This is a genomic window from Rhodobacteraceae bacterium D3-12, assembly GCA_025916135.1.
In the GTDB taxonomy this organism is placed as follows: domain Bacteria; phylum Pseudomonadota; class Alphaproteobacteria; order Rhodobacterales; family Rhodobacteraceae; genus JAKGBX01.
Window position 1 is genome coordinate 2,431,663 of the sequence record CP104793.1, and the last position, 23,186, is coordinate 2,454,848.

General features: G+C 56.8%; 22 protein-coding genes and 1 pseudogene. 13 read left to right on the top strand and 10 right to left on the bottom strand.

Going from position 1 to position 23,186, the window contains the following annotated elements:
* The 4 genes and pseudogenes from N4R57_11885 to N4R57_11900 all read left to right on the top strand — a co-directional run bounded on the left by N4R57_11885 (window position 1) and on the right by N4R57_11900 (window position 4,015).
* Entirely contained in the window at window positions 1–846 is an 846-nt protein-coding gene (locus tag N4R57_11885) for a MurR/RpiR family transcriptional regulator (protein UYV35765.1), read from the top strand.
* Window positions 843–2,145, top strand: a pseudogene (locus tag N4R57_11890) (glutamine synthetase family protein). Before N4R57_11885 ends, N4R57_11890 begins: the two are co-directional and overlap by 4 nt.
* A gap of 236 nt (window positions 2,146–2,381) precedes the next feature.
* Complete coding sequence (locus N4R57_11895) at window positions 2,382–2,531, top strand: hypothetical protein (protein ID UYV35766.1); 150 nt, start codon at window positions 2,382–2,384, stop codon at window positions 2,529–2,531.
* Between the two features lie 132 nt (window positions 2,532–2,663).
* Window positions 2,664–4,015 (top strand): IS3 family transposase gene (locus tag N4R57_11900; GenBank protein UYV35767.1). Its coding sequence is split into 2 segments (ribosomal slippage): window positions 2,664–3,000 and window positions 3,000–4,015, totalling 1,353 coding nucleotides; the frame shifts between segments, so codons are not numbered across the junction.
* A gap of 33 nt (window positions 4,016–4,048) precedes the next feature.
* Here N4R57_11900 and N4R57_11905 read toward each other — a convergent pair.
* Genes N4R57_11905 through N4R57_11915 form a run of 3 tightly spaced genes read right to left on the bottom strand, consistent with a single transcriptional unit; the run spans window position 4,049 to window position 6,020 of the window.
* Window positions 4,049–4,555, bottom strand: coding sequence for a hypothetical protein (locus N4R57_11905; GenBank protein ID UYV35768.1), 507 nt, complete (start codon window positions 4,553–4,555; stop codon window positions 4,049–4,051).
* Window positions 4,555–4,764 carry a hypothetical protein gene (locus tag N4R57_11910; GenBank protein ID UYV35769.1) on the bottom strand — a complete coding sequence of 70 codons (210 nt, stop codon included), beginning with the start codon at window positions 4,762–4,764 and terminating at the stop codon, window positions 4,555–4,557. The genes N4R57_11905 and N4R57_11910 overlap by 1 nt, the downstream gene beginning before the upstream one ends.
* On the bottom strand, window positions 4,761–6,020 hold the full coding sequence (locus N4R57_11915; GenBank protein UYV35770.1) for a site-specific DNA-methyltransferase: 1,260 nt from the start codon (window positions 6,018–6,020) through the stop codon (window positions 4,761–4,763). Before N4R57_11915 ends, N4R57_11910 begins: the two co-directional genes overlap by 4 nt.
* A 692-nt stretch (window positions 6,021–6,712) precedes the next feature.
* Here N4R57_11915 and N4R57_11920 point away from each other — a divergent pair.
* Window positions 6,713–7,162, top strand: coding sequence for a hypothetical protein (locus tag N4R57_11920; GenBank protein ID UYV35771.1), 450 nt, complete (start codon window positions 6,713–6,715; stop codon window positions 7,160–7,162).
* 53 nt (window positions 7,163–7,215) lie between these two features.
* The gene (rnk, locus tag N4R57_11925; GenBank protein UYV35772.1) at window positions 7,216–7,650 is read left to right on the top strand and encodes a nucleoside diphosphate kinase regulator; all 435 of its coding nucleotides are present in this window, start codon (window positions 7,216–7,218) and stop codon (window positions 7,648–7,650) included.
* 539 nt (window positions 7,651–8,189) lie between these two features.
* On the opposite strand, the gene N4R57_11930 is transcribed toward rnk, so the two are convergent.
* The 7 genes from N4R57_11930 to N4R57_11960 all read right to left on the bottom strand — a co-directional run bounded on the left by N4R57_11930 (window position 8,190) and on the right by N4R57_11960 (window position 15,423).
* Complete coding sequence (locus N4R57_11930; protein UYV35773.1) at window positions 8,190–9,782, bottom strand: acyl--CoA ligase; 1,593 nt, start codon at window positions 9,780–9,782, stop codon at window positions 8,190–8,192.
* Window positions 9,783–9,784: 2 nt separating this feature from the next.
* Window positions 9,785–10,585, bottom strand: a complete 801-nt coding sequence (locus tag N4R57_11935; protein UYV35774.1) for an enoyl-CoA hydratase/isomerase family protein — start codon at window positions 10,583–10,585, stop codon at window positions 9,785–9,787.
* Window positions 10,582–11,568 carry an NADPH:quinone oxidoreductase family protein gene (locus tag N4R57_11940; protein UYV35775.1) on the bottom strand — a complete coding sequence of 329 codons (987 nt, stop codon included), beginning with the start codon at window positions 11,566–11,568 and terminating at the stop codon, window positions 10,582–10,584. The genes N4R57_11935 and N4R57_11940 overlap by 4 nt, the downstream gene beginning before the upstream one ends.
* On the bottom strand, window positions 11,565–12,854 hold the full coding sequence (locus N4R57_11945) for a TRAP transporter large permease (protein ID UYV35776.1): 1,290 nt from the start codon (window positions 12,852–12,854) through the stop codon (window positions 11,565–11,567). The genes N4R57_11940 and N4R57_11945 overlap by 4 nt, the downstream gene beginning before the upstream one ends.
* 3 nt (window positions 12,855–12,857) lie before the next feature.
* Window positions 12,858–13,418: a TRAP transporter small permease subunit gene (locus N4R57_11950; protein UYV35777.1), complete on the bottom strand. Its 561-nt coding sequence runs from the start codon at window positions 13,416–13,418 to the stop codon at window positions 12,858–12,860.
* 149 nt (window positions 13,419–13,567) lie between these two features.
* Window positions 13,568–14,608, bottom strand: a complete 1,041-nt coding sequence (gene dctP / locus N4R57_11955; GenBank protein ID UYV35778.1) for a TRAP transporter substrate-binding protein DctP — start codon at window positions 14,606–14,608, stop codon at window positions 13,568–13,570.
* Between the two features lie 29 nt (window positions 14,609–14,637).
* Window positions 14,638–15,423, bottom strand: coding sequence for a helix-turn-helix domain-containing protein (locus tag N4R57_11960; GenBank protein UYV35779.1), 786 nt, complete (start codon window positions 15,421–15,423; stop codon window positions 14,638–14,640).
* Between the two features lie 1,073 nt (window positions 15,424–16,496).
* Here N4R57_11960 and N4R57_11965 point away from each other — a divergent pair.
* From N4R57_11965 to N4R57_11995, 7 genes are all read left to right on the top strand, one after another.
* The gene (locus tag N4R57_11965; GenBank protein UYV35780.1) at window positions 16,497–17,279 is read left to right on the top strand and encodes a hypothetical protein; all 783 of its coding nucleotides are present in this window, start codon (window positions 16,497–16,499) and stop codon (window positions 17,277–17,279) included.
* Entirely contained in the window at window positions 17,272–18,795 is a 1,524-nt protein-coding gene (locus N4R57_11970) for a 7-cyano-7-deazaguanine synthase (protein ID UYV35781.1), read from the top strand. Before N4R57_11965 ends, N4R57_11970 begins: the two co-directional genes overlap by 8 nt.
* A 572-nt stretch (window positions 18,796–19,367) precedes the next feature.
* On the top strand, window positions 19,368–19,586 hold the full coding sequence (locus N4R57_11975; protein UYV35782.1) for a helix-turn-helix domain-containing protein: 219 nt from the start codon (window positions 19,368–19,370) through the stop codon (window positions 19,584–19,586).
* 235 nt (window positions 19,587–19,821) lie between these two features.
* Window positions 19,822–20,274, top strand: a complete 453-nt coding sequence (locus tag N4R57_11980; GenBank protein ID UYV35783.1) for a DUF2924 domain-containing protein — start codon at window positions 19,822–19,824, stop codon at window positions 20,272–20,274.
* Window positions 20,271–21,581, top strand: coding sequence for a recombinase family protein (locus N4R57_11985; protein UYV35784.1), 1,311 nt, complete (start codon window positions 20,271–20,273; stop codon window positions 21,579–21,581). Before N4R57_11980 ends, N4R57_11985 begins: the two co-directional genes overlap by 4 nt.
* Window positions 21,578–21,979, top strand: a complete 402-nt coding sequence (locus N4R57_11990) for a hypothetical protein (GenBank protein UYV35785.1) — start codon at window positions 21,578–21,580, stop codon at window positions 21,977–21,979. The genes N4R57_11985 and N4R57_11990 overlap by 4 nt, the downstream gene beginning before the upstream one ends.
* Window positions 21,980–22,044: 65 nt before the next feature.
* Window positions 22,045–23,181 carry a DNA cytosine methyltransferase gene (locus N4R57_11995; GenBank protein ID UYV35786.1) on the top strand — a complete coding sequence of 379 codons (1,137 nt, stop codon included), beginning with the start codon at window positions 22,045–22,047 and terminating at the stop codon, window positions 23,179–23,181.
* Window positions 23,182–23,186 lie beyond the last annotated feature (5 nt).

Sequence of the window (23,186 nt, forward strand, 5' to 3'; positions counted from 1 at the left end):
ATGAGCATTCGCGATCAAATCGAAGCAAAATCCGGGAAGCTGACGCCTTCCGAGCGCAAACTGGCCACCGCACTCCTGTCGGACTACCCCTACTCCGGGTTGATCTCGATCCAAGAACTCGCTGAACGGGCCGAGGTTTCGGCGCCCTCCATCTCGCGCTTTGTGACCAAGATTGGCCTGTCGGGTTATCCCGATTTGCAACGCCAGCTCGTCGCTGAGATGCGTGCAGGTGCGCAATCGCCCGTTGACCTGCACGCGACGTCCGAAAAGATTGAAGGCGGGTACTTATCAGGCTTCCTGCAACGAGCCGCCACACAAATGGCATCTGCCAATGACACTGTGACAGAAGATCAGTTTAATCGCATTTGCGGTCTGCTGAATGACCGCAAGCGAGATATATACGCTGTCGGCGGTCGGATCAGCGACACGATTGCGTTGATTTTGTCTTTCCACTTACGCCAATCGCGAGAAAACGTGTTTCACGTCCCACGCGACCCAGACATATGGCCCGAGTATTTGCTGCGCATGAAACAAGGCGATGTTCTATTTGTTGTGGACTTCCGACGCTACCAGCGCAACGTCGTCAAGCTGGCAGAGCAGGCCCGCGCGCGGCGTGCCAAAGTGATCTTGATGACCGACAAGGGACTTTCTCCTGCCACGCGCCTCGCCTCAGAGGTAATCGCCGTCCCTATCGATACCGGCACCGTATGGGACAGCTATAGCACCGCGCTTGCGGTGACTGAGGCCATTGTGACGCGGATTGCGGAAGAAACTTGGGGAGAGACCAGCGCGCGCATCGAAGCGTGGGATGCGGCGCGCGATACAATGTTGGAGAACGACCGATGAGCGACCTGATTTTTGCCGCAACCTGCGATCTGGCCGGGAAGGTTCGCGGCAAGGCTTTTCCGGCAGATCAGTTGGAAAAGCGGCTTGTCCGAGGCGTAGGCTGGACCCCGACAAACGTGCAGATCAACTGTTTCGATGGCATTGCCGACAGCCCTTTTGGTGCCCTTGGTGATCTGCTGTTGATCCCCGACGAGACAACGGCTGTAAACGCAGTTTTCGGCACCCATACCGAGCGCTTCATGCTCGGAGACATTGTTTCACTTGACGGCGACCCTTGGGAATTCTGCACCCGGTCGCTGCTCAAATCAGCCCTTGCTCGTCTGGAAGCTGTTGCTGGCGTACAGCTCTTGGCTGCATTCGAGCACGAGTTCCAAATGAAGGGCGACAATCATCTTGTTGGAGAAGCCTACGATCGGTCCGGGTTCGAGATGCAGCGGGGCTTTTGTGAGACGCTGATGGCGCAGACCGCTGCCGCGGGGCTCTCACCCGACAGCATCATGAAGGAATACGGACCCAATCAGTACGAAGTCGTGATCGGCCCGGAGATGGGTGTCGCTGCTGCCGATGCTGCCGTAATTCTGCGCGAACTTGTACGCTCCACTGCGCGAGCGCACGGCGAATCCGCAACCTTTACGCCAATACGTGACCCCGCCAGCGTCGGAAATGGTGTGCATATCCACATGAGTTTTCTTAACCCTGATGGGACACCTGCCACCTATGACGAAACAGGTCCCCTGCGGGATGTCGGCCCTTACCAGCGCATTCGCGGCTGGTGTACTGAAATACCTCGACGCCATCCTCGCGCTCACAGCCCCATCGGTCGTCTCGTACCTACGCCTCACCCCGCACCGCTGGTCGGCGGCCTACAACAACCTAGGCTTTCGCGACCGCGAAGCGTCATTGCGTGTCTGCCCTGTGACGGCCAAGGACCCAGCCAGCATTTCCCAGCAATTCAATATCGAATATCGCGCCGCCGATGCCGCCGCTTGCCCACATCTGGCGCTGGCCGCCATCGTCCACGCCGGATGCCAAGGGATCGAAGACGGCCTGACCGCGCCTGCACCGACCGAAGAAGACTTGTCGCTTCTCTCTATCGAAGACTTACACGCGCGGGGTTACATCCGTCTTCCCGATTCGCTTGAGGCCGCCATTGACCGCTTTGGCACAAACGATACCGTCACCGGATGGTTCCCGGATGGTTTTTCACAAGTCTATCTAGCGCACAAACAAAGCGAGATCGCCTACGTGTCCGAGATGGACACGGCCACCCGCTGCGCCGCCTACGAAGCAACTTACTAATGCTTGACGCCTCGGTGCGGTAATACCAATTTGAGCCAGCCTCTGTAAGGACAGTTGCAGTGCCACTTCAGCCGCGAAGATTCTATGCGGGAAACCGCTCGAGGAGAAGACATCCGGAACTTCTGTATGGATCGGATTCATGAAGTGGAGATTCTGAACGAGAGCTTTCAGTTTCCCCCGTAGGCCGCTCAGGGGTCTGCTGTCTATCAGCACCGCGAACAATACGGCGAAGTCGTGTGCCGTTTCACACCGGAAGCCCCGGAACGCGCCGTCGAATTCGGGACGGCGCTGAGATCCTCGGGTTTCTGATGCCTGTGTTCATCGACATCATGATGGACAACCCGAATGAACACTGGGGCAAGCCGTTTTATCCCGTGGTCGAATAGATCGATACCTGCATGGCTTTAAGTCGCCTCAAAAGCCCCCGCACATTTGTCTGACGTCAGCACCTATGGGACAGATATGAGGATTTGAATAACGGAGGGTTTCTGGTTCATCGTAGCCTTTAAGGAGCGAAGATGAACAAGAAGCCCGGAACATCGAAAGGCGCAGCTGACAAGCTGGTCAAAAACATCCGCCGCAAGACCCGCCAGACCTACTCGGCGGAGGAGAAGATCCGCATTGTTTTGGCCGGATTGCGCGGGGAGGAAAGCATCTCGGCGTTATGTCGCCGCGAGGGTATTTCTGACAGCCTGTATTACACTTGGTCGAAGGAATTCCTTGAGGCTGGAAAGCGTCGTCTTTCCGGCGACACGGCGCGTCAAGCGACATCGCCTGAGGTGAAGGAGTTGAGATCTGAGGCCATGGCCCTGAAGGAATGCGTGGCCGACCTCACCTTGGAAAACCGTCTGCTCAAAAAAAGCATGACAGGGGCTGGGGAGTTCGAGGAATGAGGTATCCAGCAACCGAGAAGTTGGAGATCATTCGCACAGTTGAAGGGTCGCATCTGCCAACCAAGAAGACCCTTGATATGCTGGGCATCCCGCGCACCACATTTTACCGATGGTATGACCGATATGTCGAAGGTGGCTTGGATGCCTTGGCAGATCGTTCGCCACGTCCAAAGTCGGTCTGGAACCGCATCCCTGATATCCGCCGTGACGATCTGATCGAGTTTGCGTTGGAGCATGAGGCACTGACCACACGCGAGCTGGCCGTTAAATATACCGATGAGAAGCGATATTTTGTCTCTGAATCATCGGTTTACCGCATCCTGAAAGCCGCTGATCTGATTACTGCGCCGGACTACGTGGTGATCAAGGCCGCCGATGAGTTCACGGACAAGACCACCGCCATCAACCAGATGTGGCAGACTGACTTCACCTACTTCAAGATCATTGGCTGGGGCTGGTATTACCTGTCCACCATCCTCGACGACTACAGCCGCTACATCATCGCCTGGAAGCTCTGCACGAACATGCGGGCCGAGGATGTGACCAGCACGATCGAGCTGGCGCTTCAGGCATCGGGCTGCGACCAGGCCGTGGTCCGACACAAACCCCGTCTGCTCAGCGACAACGGATCCTGTTACATCTCTGGCGATCTGGCCAAATGGCTGGAGGATCAGAAGATGGACCACGTTCGCGGAGCGCCATTCCACCCGCAAACCCAAGGCAAAATAGAACGATGGCATCAGACCATGAAGAACCGTGTTCTGCTGGAGAATTACTACCTGCCCGGTGATCTCGAGCGACAGATCGGGGCCTTCGTCGACTACTACAACAACCAGCGCTACCACGAGAGCCTGAATAACGTCACACCCGCCGACGTCTACTTTGGACGGGACAAAGCCATTCTGAGAGAAAGGGAGAAGATCAAGAAACTGACGATCCGACAACGCCGCTTGCAACATCAAAAACAAGCCGCATAATCAATCACGCAACCGAACCAGAGCCTCCAATGTTCAAGCCGCTCTGATGTCCCATTTTATATGACGACTGACAGCCTTATCCTTGGAAAGAAGAACATCGGATCGTTCGTTGGCATGGTCAGCTCCCGATGACACAGCCGAAACGGCGAAGGTGGCACGATAATCACCAATCATTTCGAGGGAGGCTTCCAACCGGTTGCACAACTCTGCGTCGGTCATCTCCGTGAGAGCGCGCTCATCGACGGAATGTTCGAGCCGGCTGGTCTCCCGCCATCCCGCCTGAGTCTTGAGATAGAAGATCGACGAAGCAGTGTCCCCGCTACGCGCCTTTTGCAGAAGACCGTTGGCAACATGGGCGATGGCCTTGGCCTTGCCCCTTTTATATCGCACAGCAACCTCCTGATCGCGATCGCAGATCGCTCGGAAGGTGTTGCGGCTGATCCCAAAGTAGTCGGCAATCTGGTCCTGGTTCAGCAGGGCGGCGAGGGTCTCGACCTCCAGCGTCTGGGCCTCGTTCAATGTGATTGGAGGACGCCCCATCAGCCCAGCCTCATGAAACGCCGAAGGAAACGTCCGCCTTGTAGATGAAAGGCGATGATGAGGGCCAGGCTGTTCCAGAATTGCTGCGATAGGGTCACCTGAAGGCCCACAGCCGGGAAGATCGCCAGTTGCGTGACCAGGGCAACGAGCCAGCACAACAACACACTCGCCGCCGCTTCAAACGCAATGAAGGGTCGAGACCGGGTCATGCCGCCTCACATTCCCGGCGCTCTGCCGCTATCTCGCTGAAACTGCGCCCGTCACCATCGAGCACTGCTTCTTGCCCCGTGAACGCCTGCCAACGCAGCACAGCTACATCCACATAGCCGGCATCCAGCTCCACCGCGAAGCAATGCCGGCCGCTGCTCTCGGCGGCAATGATAGTTGTCCCTGATCCGGAGAACGGCTCATAGATCGCCTGACCGGGGCTGGAGTTGTTCAGCATCGGGCGGCGCATACATTCTACCGGCTTCTGAGTCCCATGCACGGTGGTGGCATCCTGATCGCGGTTGGGAATGGACCAAAGGGTTGATTGCGTCCTGTCCCCGCTCCAGTACCCCTTGCCCTTTACCCCATACCAGCATGGCTCGTGCTGCCAATGGTAATGCCCCCGGCTCAAAACATGGCGCTCCTTGGCCCAGATAATCTGGGACCGGATATCAAACCCGCAAGCCGCGAGGCTCTCCGCAACTGTGGTGGCGTGCAGTGCCCCGTGCCACACATAGGCCACGTCGCCCGGGAACAGCGCCCAGGCTTCACGCCAGTCGGCCCGGTGATCGTTCAGCACCTTGCCTGTGCGGTTGGTCTCCGAGGCCCCTGCCCTGTTGCGCCAGTCCGGGTCATACTCCACGCCGTATGGAGGATCTGTAATGAGCAAGTGCGGTCGCACGTCCCCCAGCAAATGTGCGACGGTTGTTGCATCGGTCGCATCCCCGCAGACCAGCCGATGGTTCCCGAGCACCCAGAGATCGTCTGCACGGGAAACAGGCACCTCGGGCACCGGTGGCGTGGCTTCCTCTTTGGGGTCGGCAGCGCCGTGGTTCAGCAACTCGTCCAGCTCCGCCCCATCGAAGCCGAGCGCGCCGAGGTCCACCTCCAACTCCGCCAGTTCTCCCAACTCCAGCCCCAATAGATCGCGGTCCCATCCCGCCTGTTCTGCCAGCCGATTGTCCGCAAGGATGTAGGCCCGCTTCTGCGCCTCGCTAAGATGGGAAAGCTCGATGACCGGCACGTTCGTCATCCCGAGCTTCAGGGCCGCCAGCACTCGGCCATGCCCTGCGATGATGCCATTCTCACCGTCCACCAGCACCGGGTTGTTGAAACCGAACTCACGGATCGAACCCGCAATCAAGGCCACCTGCGCTTCCGAATGGGTGCGTGCATTGTTTGCGTAAGGGATCAGCGTCTCCACCGCCCTCTGCTCGATCGCGCGCGCTCCACTGGATGCGCTGTTTGCCTTCACCATACCCCCGCCTCCGTTCAAAATCTGCGACTGGCCTCTTGCCTCACGGGCAGTATAGCAAACACTTAAGCCATTGTAATCATGACAATATATGACAATTTCCGACAGATGACGTCAGGGAGCCGGTCTACTCAGCGTAGGTATGGGCGCTACGATGCCCCGGGGTAGCGCAAGTTTGGGCGCGGCGATTGTCGAAATCCAATTTGGACACGCCCATGAAGGTAAGGCTCCAAGCGCAGCCATCCCAGGTGTTTGACGCGTCCGCCCGCAAGGCATGATGTCGTGCCCAGCTCAATGCAGACCTTCGCCCCGAGCGCAACAAACAGCAAGAACGAGCCCAAGCAAACCGCGTGAAGGGCGGACGTCTTTCCATATGCAGCACAAGCTGGTTCAGAAAGGACTGCCCAAAGCGGGCACTTAAGCGCCAAAGCAAAAGACCCATATTTTCTATTTACAGCAGAACCCTCTGCTCCACTTACAACCGACATAGGTTTGCAAGCTGAGCCTTACTCCAGCCGGATTGACAGTACCGTTTTGCGCGGTAGGCTTGTGGCATGGTTACGCATGAGAATCATTTTCGGTTTCTGTTGCTGAACCGCCCCCGTCCCCGGGTGGCGTGCGCTTAGGCGTTTCTACAACCCCCGGGGCCCTCTCAACTACATCCTTGAGACTGCAATCCTTTACGGGGGACCATCATGCACATCAACAATCCCATGAGTCGGCCGACTGCCGATGCTTTTCAACCTACGATCAAATGCCCTTCCATGATGGGCCGGTTCCAGCTGTCCCGCGCCGATTGGATCGGTGTTGAACGGCTATTGAGCCTCGGACTGACCGCCGAGTGCCCGAACCCGACGCTCATCGAAGGCTTTCTACGACACAAGTTACGTCTCGCACGCGCCGCACCCGAGCCGACGCCGACTGATCTCGTCACCGTCGGCAGGCACGTTACCTTCATGACCAGCGGCGGCAACGAACGCCGCGGCATGCTGACGCTCGTGTCCGATATGCAGCCGGGACGCATTCCCGTGACCTCTTTTTTGGGTGCGACGCTGCTTGGCATGCACAAGATGCAGAAAACGCCGCTCCTGCGTGAGGACGGCTGGATCGACAAGCTCGTGGTGCTCGGCGTTCAGGGCGCCTAAGCGCCCATCAATTCAACCCTCACATCCATTCAACAGCCTCAAAGGAGACCAGAATGTCCACCCAAACAAATCCGCGGCGCAGCAGGCGCCCCAAAATTGTCCTCAGCAATACAAGGCTGGCGGAGCTGGAGGTCCTTTCCGAAAGGATGATGCGCCGCAACCCCGATCTGGCCGAGCTGTTAATCGAAGAGTTAAGCCGCGCACGCGTGGTCGCACCTTCCCGTCTGCGGGGGGATGTGGTCGATCTCGGGCGGAAGTTCACCTACTGCGACGAGACCGAGGGCAAGGATCACACAATCACCCTTGTGTTGCCTGCTGAAGCCGATATCTCTGCCGGCCGCATCTCCGTCATGACACCAATCGGCGTGGCTTTGATCGGTCTTGCCGAAGGGGCGGTCTTTCACTGGGAAACACGCGACGGGCAGCGGCGGGAGCTCAAGGTCCTCAAGGTGTTCACCGATGATCAGAACACGTTGCAAAGTGCCTGAGATGCAACTCCCGAACACGGGGACCCTGCGAAGACCATGGGCATCCCGGGGGCGCGTTACCATGCTGTGATCGGCATGGCGCACCGTCCGGGATTGGAGCCGCCGAACTATCGGCACCCCTTGAATTGGTCGGAGACATGCCATGACCCTTCACCTTCTCTCCCAATGCCCCTTTTGTGCTACTGCGATCCCGCGTGCGGCGGCGGGGCGCTGCCTGAGTTGCCGTCATTCTTTCGCCCGTGCCATACCCTGCGACACGGTTTGGTGCCGCCGCTGTAATGCGCCAACCCATGATTATCAAAATCAAACCCGCAGACTCTCATTTTTTACGAGGGACCAATGGGGGCAGGTCACTCCTTCGCATCAAGCCCAGCCTGGTGCACCTTCAGGATGACAATGATCTGATCTTCGCTAAAACTGCTCTTTCTCATCGTCTGTCTCCTCAGTCGGAGAACAGGCTAACCCAAAACCAAGGTCGTTTCAGAGGAGCAGGTCAGGCCCTCTACAAATTGGGGGATTACCTCCCCAACCTGCGCAACCTATTCTGACTCGGCGCGGGCGCTCTTCTTAAGCGTGACCTTATCCACCTTGCCTATCGGCAGCATAGGAAGAGAATCCACTATAAAGAACCGCTTGGGAATCTTGTAACTTGCGAGTTTCTGGGAGCACCATTGTTTAAGGGCGGCCGCATCTACTTTCTTGTGCGGTTGTTGTATAATGTAAGCCCAACCGACTTCGTTGAACAGCGAATCCGGTACGTCAATAACAGCGCACAACCCGACATCTGGGTGCTCTTCGATCGCCAACTCCACCTCGCGCGGATAAACATTGTAACCGCCTGATTTGAACATTTCACTCATGCGGCCTACAAACTCGATACTGCCATCCGCACGCAGTCGAGCTATATCACCCGTCTTAAGCCACCCGTCGGAAAAAACCTCCTCGGTGGCTTCGGGGCGTTCGAAATATCCTTTCATGCAGTGGTTTGCCCGCACTTGGATTTCGCCATCCTCGCCAACCGCACTAGCCGTCCCATCCGCTCGTGTCACACGCACCTCCCCCAGGGGGGTCGCGTAACCGATGGAGTCCCGCATAACGTCTCGATTGCTGCCGTCTTTTTTGGCGTAGGTGACGGACCCACAGGTTTCTGTCATTCCGTAGGTCAGGCCAACCTCGCATTTGGCCGCGAACAATAGATCTACGAGATTACCCGGCATGGCCGCGCCAGAGTAGATGATCCATTGGAGGTCATCTAGCAAAGTGGCGTCGAACTCCGGATACTCAACCAACATCTGGAACATCGTGGGCAACGTGTAGAGAATGTTTATGTCCTGCGCCTGTAGGGCGTGAACAAAGTCCTCAACCCTGTGTTTGTCGGCAAGAATGACAGTGCCCGCGCCAACAAAAGTGTAAAGTGTCAGAAAATGCATGCCGCCGATATGATTGATCGGCAATGGGTTTAATACGCGCGGGTATGGAGAAACCGGAAACTGTTCGTTCTGCGTTATACTGCGACGCAGCAGTTCTCGCTGACGCAAAAGCACGCCTTTTGGTCGACCACTCGACCCCGATGTGTACACCAGTAATGCAGGTTCTTGCGCCGTCGTCTCGCCAAGTGCTGCGTCGAAGTCGGATTTGTGCTTCGTATCCACGGTTTCGCGGAGCCAATCGCAAAAGGCGACGTCATAGCCAGTTGGGCCATCGAGCCCTATCGTGCGCTCCACAACAGATTGAGTGCGTTTGATCTCAGCAAGGTCAGAAGTGTAACCACGACCGTCAAGTTCCTTGATGCCGAAGATCAACTTTGGACGCGCATCAGAAACAACGTATTCGAGTTCACCCCGAGTATATTTCGGGTTTAGGCCAAGCCACAGCGCGCCGAGTTTGGCGGCAGCGAAAAAGGTCACCATCACTTCGGTGCGCTGAACGGCCAAGACCGCGATCCGATCCCCTTTTCGAACACCATTCGCGTACAACGCTTGTGCACAACGCATGACCTCCTCATGCAGGCTGGCATAAGTAAAGGAGTTATTCCCATCGCGCAGTGCTTCACGATCGGGGTAATCCCGGGCATGCGCGTCGAGGCAATCCCCAAGTCGCGTGCCATCGCCGAATTTGTCGAGCAAAGTCATCGTTACTTCTCTCCCTTGCCCTTGATTCCAGCGATGAAGGCTTCGCGCGCGGCGTTGCCTTCAGGGTCTGTCATGCAGACCAGCATGTCATCCATGTCCGCGTAGCTGGTCGAAGCCGAGAGTGCGTTCGCCGCGGCATTGGTTGAACGCTTGATCATCTGTGCGGCAAGCCGGGGAATGCTGCAGGTTTCCTTGGCCAGAGAAATCGCCGTTTCGTCTGCAGTCAGCGTATCAGCCACGATATCTGTCAGGCCCCATTTGTCGCACTCCGAAGCGGAATGGCGACGGCAAAGGATCGAAAGCATCTTGGTCCGGGACGGGCCAATCAGGCGCGTCAATCTAGGAACGGTGTTCCAGCCGTAGATCAGTCCAAGGCGGGCCTCGGGAACATAGACCCATGAGTCTGCGCTCATGACCCGCCAATCACATGACATAGCCAACGCTAACCCGCCTCCGACTGCGCCACCGGTGATCGCGGCGATCGTCAGTTGCGGCAAGGTTTCCCATTCTGTACAAAGCCGTCCACCCTTGTGCGTCATGCGCCGCACGCTGTTCACGTCATTCTCGTTCTCTATGGTCGCGAAAGTCGAGATGTCAGCGCCTGCGCAGAAGAATCCGCCCTCACCACGTAAGATGATCACTTTGGTCGCGGCATCGTCGTGAAAGCGCCGGGCCGCGTCTGTCAGCCCATCGATTATCGCGTCGTTGATCGCGTTTTTCTGCGCCGGCCGGTTTAGAGTAACCACTGCAATTTCAGGGGCCTCGGGAAGTTTTTCGATACGAACAGGGGATGGGTTTGTCATAGTTTCGGGTCCATGATGATTTTGCCGATATGCTTGCGCTTGAGCAGTTCGGCCATTGCTTCGTTGAATTGTTCAATTGGGAAACGCGCGGAGGTATGTGGTTTGATCACGCCTTGGACATAGAGGCGGCGAAGGTCTTCGAAGAGCGCATCGGTCCGGTCAGGGAAGCGCGCTTGATAGGCGCCCCAGTAAAAACCGACGACATCGATATTCTTGACAAGCAAGTGGTTGGCCCGAAGTTCCGGGAGGTCACCACTGGCAAAGCCAGCCATCACGAACCGTCCTTCAACGCGCAACGTTCGCATCGCTTGCTGGGCCAGTTTCCCACCGACTACGTCAAAGACAATATCGACTCCTGCGCCAGCGGTCGCATCCTTGACACGCTCGTTCAGCTTAGACGCGTCCGTATCGAACACAGTGATCCCGCCAATGTCGCGCAAGCCGGAACGGCGCTGTTCACCGCTCGCTATAGCGATCACATGCCTACCACGCGCCTTGGCGAGCTCGACTGCCGCTCGACCTACCCCGCCTGCTGCCCCTGTGACGAGCACAGTTTCGTCCTCTTTCAAGCGCGCGCGCTCGTACAATCCGCACGCTGCGGTGCCATAGGGAATGAAGAAACCTGCCGCTTCATCGAACGGCATTCTGGAGGGCACGTACTGAGCGCGATGAGCGTCCAGCAAAGCAAACTCGGCATAGGCGCCTGAGTTAACTTGTCCCATGACGCGGTCACCGACGCGGAACCTTGTCACATCCGGGGCCACTTCGACGACGGTGCCAGCAAGCTCTGCCCCCGGAACAAAAGGCGGGGTCATCTTTTCTTGATAGGAGCCGCCAATCAGTAGCTGGTCGGCAAAGTTCAGACCGGCGGCGGCGACTTCGACCAACATCTGGCCCGCGCCGGGCTGCGGGACGGCGACCTCGGCGACAGGCAAAGTCGCTGGCCAGCCGAGCTTTTCACAGAGGACGGCACGCATTTTCATCGCGCCATGTTCTCGGGTAGCCACAGGACAATTTGTGGAAAGACCAGCATCAAGATGATCAGCAGCAGATGGCCTGCGACGTGCGGCCAGACACCTGCAAAGACACTCTCGACCGGCTGATTGGTGGTCCGGGCGACGACATACACATTGAGCCCAATGGGCGGAGTGACCATTCCGACCTCTGCCAGAAGGATAATGACGATACCAAACCAGACCGGATCATATCCAAGCGACAACACGACCGGGAAGACGACTGGCACCGTTAGGATCAGGATTGAAAGTTGGTCGAGGAAGCACCCTAGCACGAGGTAGAGCACAACTAAGAATATCATCACCATATAGGGTTGCAGGTCATAAGCCGCGACAAACCCGACAAGGTTTTGCGTCACCTGCGTAATGGTAATGAAGAACCCAAAGATCTGCGCAGAGATCACGATGAGACCAATCATTGAGGACGTAAGCACGGTGCTCAGCAACGCACGTTTGAACGTCGCCCATGTCATCTGGCCGACCAGAATGGTGAAAGTGAAAGCGCCTAAAGCGCCGAGCGCCGAGGCTTCGACGGGTGTCGCGATGCCAAGGTAGATGAGTCCGGTCACAAGAATAAACAGACCGAGGAAAGGTCCGGCGACACTCAGCGAATTGAACCGCTCTTTCCAGGTATAGTGGCGCTTTGTAGGGGCCAAGGATGGATTACGCCAGATCAGCAGCCAGATAGTGAGGATGATGACAAAAGTTACGAGGAGGCCAGGCACAATTCCCGCCACCAGAAGTTTGGCCACGCTGGTTCCAGTCAGAAGCCCGTAAAAAATGATGGCGACGCTTGGTGGAATGAGCATGGCAAGCGTTCCGGCGATGGAAACGATGCCACTTGCGAAGCTACGATCATACCCTTCTTCGGTCATTGCGGGGATACTGGACGAGGACAAGGTCGCAGCTGCGGCTGTGCTCGATCCAGAGATCGCGCCGAAGGCCGCACCAGTCAGCGCCGTCGCAATACCGAGCCCGCCCGGAAACCAGCTTGTCCAGCGAGCAAAAGCGAAGAAGAGAGAACTTGAGATCCGGCTCGCGATCATGAATTCGGCCATCAGCAGAAACATCGGAATGGTCAGAAATTCATAGGTACTGATCGCTGAGGCAGGTGCGGTCGAAAGGATACCAAGCAAAAGCTGCCCCCCCCCGAACATATAGAGACCGGCAGCGCCCGCAATTGCGAGGCTGAAAGCAACAGGGATGCCGACGCTAAGCGCGGCAAGAAGAATGACGACAGTAACGGCAACCAACATGACTTATTCCTTCGGGATGGCGTGAGCGTCGATGTTGATTTCGAGCGCATCGGCAATGCTGAGGTCGGAAGCCGCACAGAGATGGGCCATCATGCGGAGCATGGCGCGCAAGGCCAGTGGGGCCATGCCAAGCGGAACAATCAACTTGCTGGGCCAGATCGGCCAGATGACAGCCCCGAAAAGAACGTCACCGCTTTTCCATGAGCTATAGGCTTCGTGTGCGCCCAACCAAGCGACCAGAAAAAACACCCCACTCGTCAACAGGCAGCCAATCGCCATAGCAGCATGGTAGGCACGTGGACGCATTTTTCGGGCGAAAAAGTCTACCGTGATATGGTGATTGAGACGCAGCGTATAAGACAACCCGAGAAAGAAGCCTGCAATGAGGAGGTAATGAACCGTAAGGTCATAGACCCATTCAAGCGGGTCGTTGAACGCGTAACGCATCAACACGTCAGTCGCCGTGATCAACATCATAGAAAAAATCGCTGTCGCGGCCAAAGCGGCCAGGACAATATCGATTGCTTTCAGATATCGATCGGCCTGGATAAGTGCATTGGGCATGGAGGCATTCTCCTCTCGGCGTCGAGGCATCGTGACGTCACATGAGTTGCGAAATAAGCCCCACTCCCGGCGGCTACAGCTGGGACCGGTATGCAATATGCCGGTCTCAGCTGGCCGCCGAAGTCAGTTTAGCGGGGAGCTATGAAACCTTACTCGTCTCCGAGAGCGGCTTGGAAAGCTTTCAGGACTTCCGACCCAGGTTTCCCGAGTTGGTCCACTTTCTCGGCCCAGCCATCCTGCACGGTGGCAAGCTGCTCATTTAGCTTAGCCAACTCTCCCTCGGCCATTGTGTTAGGCTCCATGCCGAAATCAGTCAGTTCCGCAATGACTTTGGGCTCCTGCGCATCAACATAATTACAATGGTTTTGCGTCGCGAAGGCCCCCGCCTCTGTCAATGCCTGTTTCTGCGCATCAGAGAGAGAGTTCCATGCGCGATCACTGATGGCGTATACGGTGATGAAGCTACCAAGACTCACGTCGGTGGTTTGATGCTTGAGCACTGACTGCAGGTCGAACACTTTGACGCTTTGAAGGGGCGCAAAGGAACCATCAAGCGTTCCACGTGTCATGGAAGCCAAAATGTCAGGGCCAGGCATACGAACCGAAACCGCATTGAGCGCATTTGCGGTCATATCCATAGCGCCTCCAGCCGTTCGGATCTTGAGGCCCTTGAAGTCCTCAACAGTTTCAACCTTCTTCGAGACCGTGACGATTTTGTAAGGCGCGTAGGCAATCGAAACCAAAACACGCACATTATAGGGTGTGAACTCGTTCTCAGCGAGAACGCCACCGTCGGTGGCGAGTTTCTCAAACGCGTCAGACCCTTTGCATGCGGTCTCAAACATCGCGGGAAGCTCGGCCACAGAACTGAGCACGAATTTGTCGGAAATATAGGCCGGGGAAATATTCGCAATATCGGCGACACCGGTCTGCACCAAGCGCAAAGCATCCTGCCCTTTGCCAAGCTGGCCTCCCGGGAAATATTGGATGTCGATACTACCGCCCGAGAGCTCCTTGGCCTTGGCCATGAAAGGTTCCGCCGCATTTGTCACGGTATAGTGGCTAACGGGCATCCAATCGGCGAGCTTTAGCGTAATCTTCTCTTCGGCACCCGCAGGTACTGCGAATAGCCCCAAACAAGCGGCAAGTACTCCACCGCGCGTCAAGCAATCCTTCAATCTGTTGGTCATTTTCGTTTCTCCTCCACAAGAAAACTGATTTATTTTCGACTAGGCTTAGAGCCCATATTTGCCGAGTGCGCGACAAGTCTGGCCGCGGCCGTCTTTGCGGCGGCACGCACCTGCCCCGCCACATCCTCTATCGACTGTGATTTCATTCGGGCTGTCGGCCCAGTTACGCCAATGCTGTAAATCGCACCAAATGGTTCGACGAAAACGGGCGAAGCGATCGAAATCACGCCCTCATCTATTTCACCGTCACAAACCGCATAGCCCGCGTCACGGACATCCCCGAGTTCGGCCCAGAAGGTCGCGGTCGGGTACTCCAATTCCGGCGCCCCCACTTCTCCCCGCGCTTGTTCAAACCAAGCTTCCACGTCCTGCTGCTCGCAAAATGCCAAGATCGCCTTACTAGACGAGCATTTATCAAGCGGTCGATCGCCCAGACCGGGAAAGATGTAGGATTGGTGCGTGCCCGGAACGGGTAGAGCATCGACAATCTCGATCCGCCCGCAATGTCTGCGCGCGAAAAAGGATGTCTCCTGAAGTTCGTTTGCAAGGTTCAACAGCACAGGAAGGATGGTGCTGGAACGCTGCGAATTGAAGAGGCGTGGGATAAGAATGTCATCGAGCGCAGGACCAAGAACGAAGATCGACGATTCATTTTGCTGTAGATAAGCGACTTCGCATAGCGCAAGCGCTAAGCGGTGCGCGGTCGAGCGTGGCAGATCTACCGCCTCGGCAATCGCTGCTGCGCTTATTCCATTGTCAGCGCCGGCGACAGTGGACAGTACATTATGATATCGAGTGAGCAGTTTTGAAGTCATTGTCCACTTTCCGAGATTTGATCCCAAATTATGAGACATATAATACTATGTCAACAATAGTCGCATCACACCTGTCGCGGTCCTTCTGCCTCCGTAAAGTTTTGTTAGTGGTGAGGATGCCCCTCCCAACTGGATAGCAATACTCCAGATTGGACATCCCTTGAGACATATGGGCGTGCGCCGGAGGGTGAGCAGGTGGCACAACCTTCGAACATGCCCATAACGATCGTCAATTCCGCAAAAGAACGGTACGACGCGCAAAAGTGGCTATCCGACTAACAGCCAAGATGGTCCAACGTTCATCTGAGCAACTGAGTTGTGATCCTCGGCGGTCTCGTGCTGTTCAGAAGGGTGCCGACGGGCTCAATTTGCAGCCGCCATCTATTGGCTATCGGTGTTGATACTAAACCCGTTTAGAGTTGCAATGCGGGCGTCAAACACCAACCAACTAACCCAGCTCGTTTCGCCTCGCGCGCGTATCAGTAATCCGCGGCATGTTGCTCTATAAGTACTGTGTTTCGGCTGGTGAACCCTTGAGCAGAAGGCATAGGACGACCAGCCCCGGCTATGCGCCCGGACCGGTCCCACTGCCCGCTGCTAAACGTTTCGGCCGGAGCCACCCCGTCGCATCAGGCCCCCGAGATCGATTTGACCCTCGCCTCGAGGTTGGCCGCAACTTAATGACACCGGGTCTGGTGCCGGGGAGCACGCTTCGGCCTTTCGGACTGCGCTTGGCTTTTGCCCCCGCCCCATGGTGAGCCGTTTCGCAATCGGCGCCATGGTCATTCGAACCCTCCGCCAATCACGTCCAATCTGCGATTTAAGGTGTTGACTCAGAGATCGCAGCTGGCACCACAACCCTATCAAATCTCTTAAACCACTGTAAGAATGACATTTTTCGACATTTAGCGCCAAACAACGACAACGAACCTGCGAGAACACTCACACCACCTGATTTCGGTGCAGGAGCACTCCGCGAGTCGGGAGTCTGCGCGCCTAGTCTTTGCTTGGAAAAAGAGCTTTTTGACAAACCTCTCCCGTCGGGGTTGAAATGACGCCGGGAGGGCCCTTGAATGGGACACAACACACTCGGGGTGATCCCCCGAACCGTCAAATGGAAGCGGGTAATCAACCTGCTGGAAGAAGATGGCAACGCCGGCGACATTATCGCTGCGAGTGCAGAAGCTGCTGAGAAGCACCTTCTTGGCGCCTCAGATGATCCAGTTTATGTCGAAGCCGTCAGACTGCTCTTGATGATCCCAGCGGCCGCTCGGTCCTACAATTTTGCCGACGCTTTGCGCAAGAATGACCTGCCAATCGCAAAGCAACCACAATTGCTGGACCTCCTTGTCGCAGCGACGTCCCGGCTCGACGAGGTCAAACGATCGACCAACCGCCGAACCGACTTGGGTGAACTTGCAGGCCGCGCCCTCTCCGAAACACTTAACCAGATGATCGGCGAGGCTCTTCCGGGTTTGTTCGATGCGACAACAGACGACGTTCAGGCAATTGCACGCAAGCTCTCATACTCTAAAGGGATTTCTGCACTGACCCGTGCTTTCATCGCAAACATCACTCGGGCGACACTTGCGTATTACCTGGAACGTGCTCTTGCGAATTACACCGTCGACCCGGATCGATCGAGCATTGCCATCAACCGAACCGGCTTCGAAAACGAACTCGCCGCTTATACCCATGAGGCAACCCGCATCATCCAGGAGTTCTCCGGCGGCTGGTATGCCAAAACATTATATGAGCGCGGCGAAATCATCACGGCCGATGCCGCCCGCTTCGGCGCAGTTTGTCTAAAGAAGGTCGTCGAGGAGCTTCGGCTCCGGCGAGCAGAGTATGCCTGAAGCGCGCATTCTAAACGGCGCCAGTGGCGACGAACTGGTGGTCCGCATCCATGGCCGCGATCCGTCATTCCGTCTCGGCACTGATTCAATCCGTGCTGCCGCGATGACTGAACTTGATGACAGAACAATCGACTTCCTGGAAATTGCAGCAACGGTATTCGCCGCCGATAGTGGGTTCAGTCGCGGAGGCGACACGAGGCCCGGCATGGGGGAAAGCTGGAGCCGTGACTTTGAGGTCCGTATTCCGGTCCGTGATCCCATGTTTTGGAACCAGCCCGAGGTCGTCGAAGCCCTCCGAACGGCCACTGAATTCCTGACCGGGGATTACGTACAGTTCGAATTCGTTTCAGATCAATTCGGCTTGCCCGCGGAGCCATTCCTTGATCTTGACCCCGATGGACAATCTTTCAAGGCCGATGAAGTCATCATGTTCTCCGGCGGCCTGGACTCCTTTGCGGGAGCTTTGGAAAGCCTTGCAACAACAAACCGTCGGGTGGTGCTTGTTACCCACAGATCAGCCCAGAAAGCCATCCCCCGACAGGTTGAACTTGGTAAAGTCCTGGCTGATCGCTTCCCAGATCAGGTTCTGCATATACACGTTTTGGCCAGGCGCTCAGGCAAGGAGGCCGCCGACTCAACTCAGCGTTCGCGCACCCTCCTGTTCACGGCATTGGGTCACGCCGTGGCTCGCGCCTTTGGCGCCGACCGACTTAGTTTTTACGAGAATGGCATTGTCAGCCAAAACCTCCCGATCTCTGAACAGATCGCCGGAACAATGGCCACGCGCACAACGCACCCACTCTCTCTTAGACTTATGAACCGCGTGCTCGCACTCGGTTGGCCTGAAACTCCTCGTATCGAAAACCGGTTTCAATGGCTCACAAAAACCGAAGTGGTCCGTCGCATCGATGAATACGGCGAGGCAGAAAATATCCCGAAGGCCGTCAGTTGCACCAGTATCCGAGATCAGACCAAGAGATTCACACATTGCGGCGCGTGCACGCAGTGTCTTGACCGGCGGTTCGCCATCCTGGCCGCTCGGCTGGACGGCTTCGACAAGCCTGAAGACTACAAGACCGATGTCCTCTTTGGGGAACGCCCGACCAACAAGTCAATTACCATCGCTTCTGAATGGACGCGTCATTCGCTAAGGATGAAGTCACTAGACAGAACGAAGGCGATGGATAAGTTTGGTTTGGAGCTCAGTCGCATCATCTCGGGCTACCCCGACCTTACACCAAATGCGGTGCTCGACCGAACTCTGAAAATGCAACAACGCCATTCCGAGGCTGTCCGCAATGTGCTCACCAAGGCCCTTGCCGATCACGCAGCCGACATTGCGGAGCAAATATTACCTGTGAGTTGTCTCTTGGTGATGCATGCCGGCCAGAAGAATGCTGACGATATAAGCCCGCCCCTGGAGACCTTCGTCCACCGATCGGAACAAGGATTGGGTCACGGCAGACGAAATCGATACGGTGCCCAATGCAGAGACAGCGCTGACGGTCGCATTTGAAAGAGACAAGGATAGCTTTGCGGTCTCTGCCATGGGGCTCGGTCGCGTTAGCGGAATGCCCGCCAAGGTTGCTCATGGCCTCAAGCCTTTTTTCGATGAAGACAGAGCAGCAGGCAGATCGCCGGAAGACTACACGTTCCACCCAGCTCAAGACGCCATTGACTGCGGCCATATGACGAAGGAGGCGTTCCGTGCAAATGTTAAGCGCTGCCGCGAAGAGTTGGCTTCATTCTTTGAAGAAATACACGGCATTGAGCCGCGTGAAGACCTGTTGATCCAGAACCGCCCGAGGCACGGGTATCGGCTTGATCCTAGAACCCGGCTCGTCGCGGCGGACGAGCGCAAAGCCCCCCGACTCGCGAGACGAACTGAGTGCCGTCGGCGACGCCATTTCATGGCTGTCACGCCATCGGTTGATCATGTCACACTTAGTGGCGCTCATCCTATAGTTTTCAGCGACTTAGAAGGGCGCCATGTCACGCACCGTCGTTGATCCGTCACGTCAAGATTACTGCTAATGCACTGGTTTATCTGTACATTTCGAGTAGCAGCGAACCATTCGGACAGATAACATGCAGCACCTACAGACAGACGGCCGATTTGATGACCCACAAGGCTATATCAGCGAAGGAAAACTGGCGCATCGGTGGCAGATGTCCCGACGCACATTGCAACGCTGGCGCCAATACGAGACCGGCCCGACTTTTTACGAAATCGGCGGTAGCATTCGATACCGGGTAGCCGACGTCCTGGCCTTTGAAGAAGCACGCCGAAAAGGCGCCACCAGCTGATGGACGCGGTCGGCGATCACACTGTTTCGCACGTCCGATACGGTGCGAACGCGCTCCCACCAGAGCGAATGCGTCCATTGGAACGCCGCACCGAACTGTGCAGCCTTCTGGCCTACGGCCTGGTTCGCTTGCGGATGCGAGATAACTGCGAACTATCTGACGAAATTGAAGAAAGTTCCCTACACAATTCGCGTGACCAGAGCGCTCATGCAACTCCAACTCAAGAGGAGAACACATGACCAATCTAGATCCCATTCCCGCTCGCCTGGCCGCACTCAAGACCACATCCACGCCAGACCTGAAGCAGCAATGGCGTGATCTGTTCGACAGCGAGCCACCGCCGTTCAACCGTCGTTTTCTGGAGAGCCGCCTAGCCTATCGCATTCAAGAACTCGCCTACGGCGGACTGAAACCTGAAACTGTAAAACGACTGGAAGCTCTCGGCGAACAGCTAGATGGTGGCGATCGTAAGAAGAGCCGCATTCGCGCTGACCTGATGCCCGTTACCGGGACGAGGCTGATCCGTGAATGGCAAGGTGTCGAACACGTCGTCACCGTCACTGCGGACGGTTTCGAATGGCAGGGTCGCCCTTACAAATCGCTGTCGGCCATAGCCCGCGCCATCACCGGCACACGATGGAACGGCTGGGTGTTCTTCGGCCTAAAGAACCATAGGAGGCGCGCATGACCAAACCGATTATCCGGAAACTGCGCTGCGCGATCTACACGCGTAAATCCTCCGAGGAAGGGCTGGAGCAAGAGTTCAACAGCCTGCATGCCCAACGCGAGGCCTGCGAAGCCTACATCGCTAGCCAACGGTCCGAAGGATGGGTGCTGGTCCGCGATCAGTATGACGACGGCGGTATTTCCGGCGGCACATTGGACCGCCCTGCCCTGCAGCGCCTGATGGAAGACATTGAGGACGGTCTCGTTGACGTGGTCGTGGTTTACAAGATCGACCGCTTAAGTCGCGCGCTGACCGACTTCGCCAAGCTGGTGGAAGTGTTCGACCGCAACGGCGTGACCTTCGTGTCCGTCACACAGTCGTTCAACACGACCACCTCCATGGGTCGGTTGACGTTGAACATCCTGCTCAGCTTTGCACAGTTCGAGCGCGAGGTAACCGCAGAGCGCATCCGCGACAAGTTCGCCGCGAGTCGGAAGAAAGGCATGTGGATGGGCGGGGTGCCGCCCTACGGCTATCGTGTTGAGAACCGGAAATTGGTCATCGATGAAGAACGAGCGGACCATGTGCGGTGGGTTTACGAGCGGTTCATCCGGGTCGGCTCCGGCACCGAACTGGCCCGAGAAATCGCTGCCAAGGGTGTCCTGACCCCAAGAGGCAACCCCATGGACAAAAAGTTCATCTACCGCCTGCTCAACAACCGCGCCTATATCGGCGAGGCGGTCCACAAGGGCAACAGTTATCCCGGTGAGCACGACGCTATTGTCGAAAAAGATGTTTGGGACAAAGTGCATGCGATCTTGCAGAAAAGCCCCCGCACACGCGCCGCCCGAACCCGCGCGAGAACACCAGCTCTGCTGAAAGGTTTGCTCTACGGACCAGACGGCGCGGCGTTTTCGCCAACGCACACGCGCAAGGGCGGCAAGCTCTACCGTTACTATTTCAGCCAGACAGTTCTGAAGCGCGGTGCTGGAACATGCCCCATCGGCCGCGTGCCCGCGGGAGAGATCGAGGCGGCTGTCATCGATCAGCTTCGCACCGTCTTCCGCCAACCCGAGATCGTGGCCGGGACGTCGAAAGCGGCGCGCGCCAACGCCGATGACATCACCGAGACCGATGCTCGCGTGGCCCTGCAACAGCTTGACCCGCTGTGGGACGAACTCTTCCCCGCCGAACAAGCCCGCATCGTGGCGCTGCTGGTCGAGCGCGTCGACATCGACATAGGTGGGCTAAAGGTCAGGCTGCGCGTTGACGGGCTCAGTGGCCTTGCGCGCGAAATGCTTGCAGGCGGCATAGAGGCGGCGGCATGACCAGCAGGACGCCGGTCCCCGACACAGTGACGGTGCACGTGCCATTCCGCGTCGTGAAACGCGGCGGACGAAGGGAGGTCCAGCTGCCCGAATGCGCCAAGCAACCGCGCCGAACGGATAACACGCTGGTGAAGGCGCTGGCTCGCGCATTCCGATGGAAGCGCATGCTGGAATCGGGCGAGTTCGCCACCATCGCCGAAATGGCGGAACGCGAGGGCATCGCCCCGTCATACATGACCCGCGTCCTGCGTCTGACGCTACTAGCGCCCGACACCATAGAGGCGATCCTGAAGGGGAAGCAGGAGCCGGAGTTGTCACTGTCGCGGTTGCTGGAGCCGTTTCCGGTGGAGTGGGAGCGCCAACGCGTCCAAATTCGCTGTCCCCGCTCGCAGCGTTGAGCTATTCTTAGGCTTGAAACAAATACTATCCGCTGCGATAAACTACATCTAGCGGCGAGGGCGACATGAAGCACACATATTATGACTTTTTTGCTGGTGGAGGCATGGCAGGCTTCGGACTTGAAGCAGGATGGGAGTGCCTTTTCGCCAACGACATCGATGCCAAAAAAGCTGAGAGTTACCGAGCCAACCACCACGGCGGAAAGGAACTTCTGCTTAAGGATGTTGCGAGTGTCACCGTAGATGAGATTCCGGACAAGGCTGACCTTTTGTGGGCTTCATTCCCTTGCCAAGACCTATCGCTTGCAGGCAAAGGTGCAGGACTAGCTGGAAAACGCAGCGGTATGTTCAAGCCATTCTGGAAGCTGGTTAGACAGCTGCACGCGTCAGGACGCGGGCCAAAGATGATAGCTTTGGAGAACGTGTACGGTGCGATCACTAGCAATGGTGGTCGCGATTTTGCGACCTTGGCTGCTGCTTTCTCTGGACTTGGATATCGCTTTGGTGCGGTTGTCGTCGATGCTGTTCATTTTCTTCCTCAATCACGCCCTCGGTTTTTCATGATCGGCGTCCGTGGCGATCTTCAAATTCCGAATGAACTTGTGCAGAATGACCCGTCAACACTCTGGCATCCTCCTGCACTTGTGGAAGGGCATCGTTTGCTATCGAAGGCTGCAGCCGAGCGGTGGATATGGTGGAACTTACCTGTGCCTGCGTTGCGCAACACTAACCTATCAAGCCTGATCGAGGAAAAGCCAACTGGTGTGAAGTGGCACACGAAGGCAGAGACCAAATACCTTCTCGACATGATGACTGACCACAACCGAAAGAAAGTTGAAGCTGCGAAGGAACAAAAGACTAAGGTCGTAGGAACTATTTATCGTCGAACCCGACCGGATGAGGCCGGGATTAAGCGCCAACGTGCAGAAGTGAGATTTGACGAAGTCGCGGGATGCCTGCGAACACCAGCGGGTGGTTCAAGCCGTCAGACGATCATGTTGGTTGAGGGAGAAAGAGTTCGCTCTCGCCTTTTGTCACCGCGGGAAGCAGCCGCGCTCATGGGCCTGCCTGACACTTATGTTCTGCCGTCTCGCTACAACGATGCCTATAAACTCGCGGGTGATGGGGTTGCGGTGCCTGTGGTCAGGCATCTAGCCGAGAATATCTTCGAACCAGTGCTCGCAAGGATCGACTCGCCCTAGTAGCG

Bases quoted from the DNA above. Each gene is read 5' to 3' on its own strand.
- N4R57_11885 (UYV35765.1), top strand. From the start codon at position 1: ATGAGCATTCGCGATCAAATCGAAGCAAAATCCGGGAAGCTGACGCCT.
- N4R57_11905 (UYV35768.1), bottom strand. From the start codon at position 4,555: ATGGGGCGTCCTCCAATCACATTGAACGAGGCCCAGACGCTGGAGGTC.
- N4R57_11910 (UYV35769.1), bottom strand. From the start codon at position 4,764: ATGACCCGGTCTCGACCCTTCATTGCGTTTGAAGCGGCGGCGAGTGTG.
- N4R57_11915 (UYV35770.1), bottom strand. From the start codon at position 6,020: ATGGTGAAGGCAAACAGCGCATCCAGTGGAGCGCGCGCGATCGAGCAG.
- N4R57_11920 (UYV35771.1), top strand. From the start codon at position 6,713: ATGCACATCAACAATCCCATGAGTCGGCCGACTGCCGATGCTTTTCAA.
- rnk (UYV35772.1), top strand. From the start codon at position 7,216: ATGTCCACCCAAACAAATCCGCGGCGCAGCAGGCGCCCCAAAATTGTC.
- N4R57_11930 (UYV35773.1), bottom strand. From the start codon at position 9,782: ATGACTTTGCTCGACAAATTCGGCGATGGCACGCGACTTGGGGATTGC.
- N4R57_11935 (UYV35774.1), bottom strand. From the start codon at position 10,585: ATGACAAACCCATCCCCTGTTCGTATCGAAAAACTTCCCGAGGCCCCT.
- N4R57_11940 (UYV35775.1), bottom strand. From the start codon at position 11,568: ATGAAAATGCGTGCCGTCCTCTGTGAAAAGCTCGGCTGGCCAGCGACT.
- N4R57_11945 (UYV35776.1), bottom strand. From the start codon at position 12,854: ATGTTGGTTGCCGTTACTGTCGTCATTCTTCTTGCCGCGCTTAGCGTC.
- N4R57_11950 (UYV35777.1), bottom strand. From the start codon at position 13,418: ATGCCCAATGCACTTATCCAGGCCGATCGATATCTGAAAGCAATCGAT.
- dctP (UYV35778.1), bottom strand. From the start codon at position 14,608: ATGACCAACAGATTGAAGGATTGCTTGACGCGCGGTGGAGTACTTGCC.
- N4R57_11960 (UYV35779.1), bottom strand. From the start codon at position 15,423: ATGACTTCAAAACTGCTCACTCGATATCATAATGTACTGTCCACTGTC.
- N4R57_11965 (UYV35780.1), top strand. From the start codon at position 16,497: ATGGGACACAACACACTCGGGGTGATCCCCCGAACCGTCAAATGGAAG.
- N4R57_11970 (UYV35781.1), top strand. From the start codon at position 17,272: ATGCCTGAAGCGCGCATTCTAAACGGCGCCAGTGGCGACGAACTGGTG.
- N4R57_11975 (UYV35782.1), top strand. From the start codon at position 19,368: ATGCAGCACCTACAGACAGACGGCCGATTTGATGACCCACAAGGCTAT.
- N4R57_11980 (UYV35783.1), top strand. From the start codon at position 19,822: ATGACCAATCTAGATCCCATTCCCGCTCGCCTGGCCGCACTCAAGACC.
- N4R57_11985 (UYV35784.1), top strand. From the start codon at position 20,271: ATGACCAAACCGATTATCCGGAAACTGCGCTGCGCGATCTACACGCGT.
- N4R57_11990 (UYV35785.1), top strand. From the start codon at position 21,578: ATGACCAGCAGGACGCCGGTCCCCGACACAGTGACGGTGCACGTGCCA.
- N4R57_11995 (UYV35786.1), top strand. From the start codon at position 22,045: ATGAAGCACACATATTATGACTTTTTTGCTGGTGGAGGCATGGCAGGC.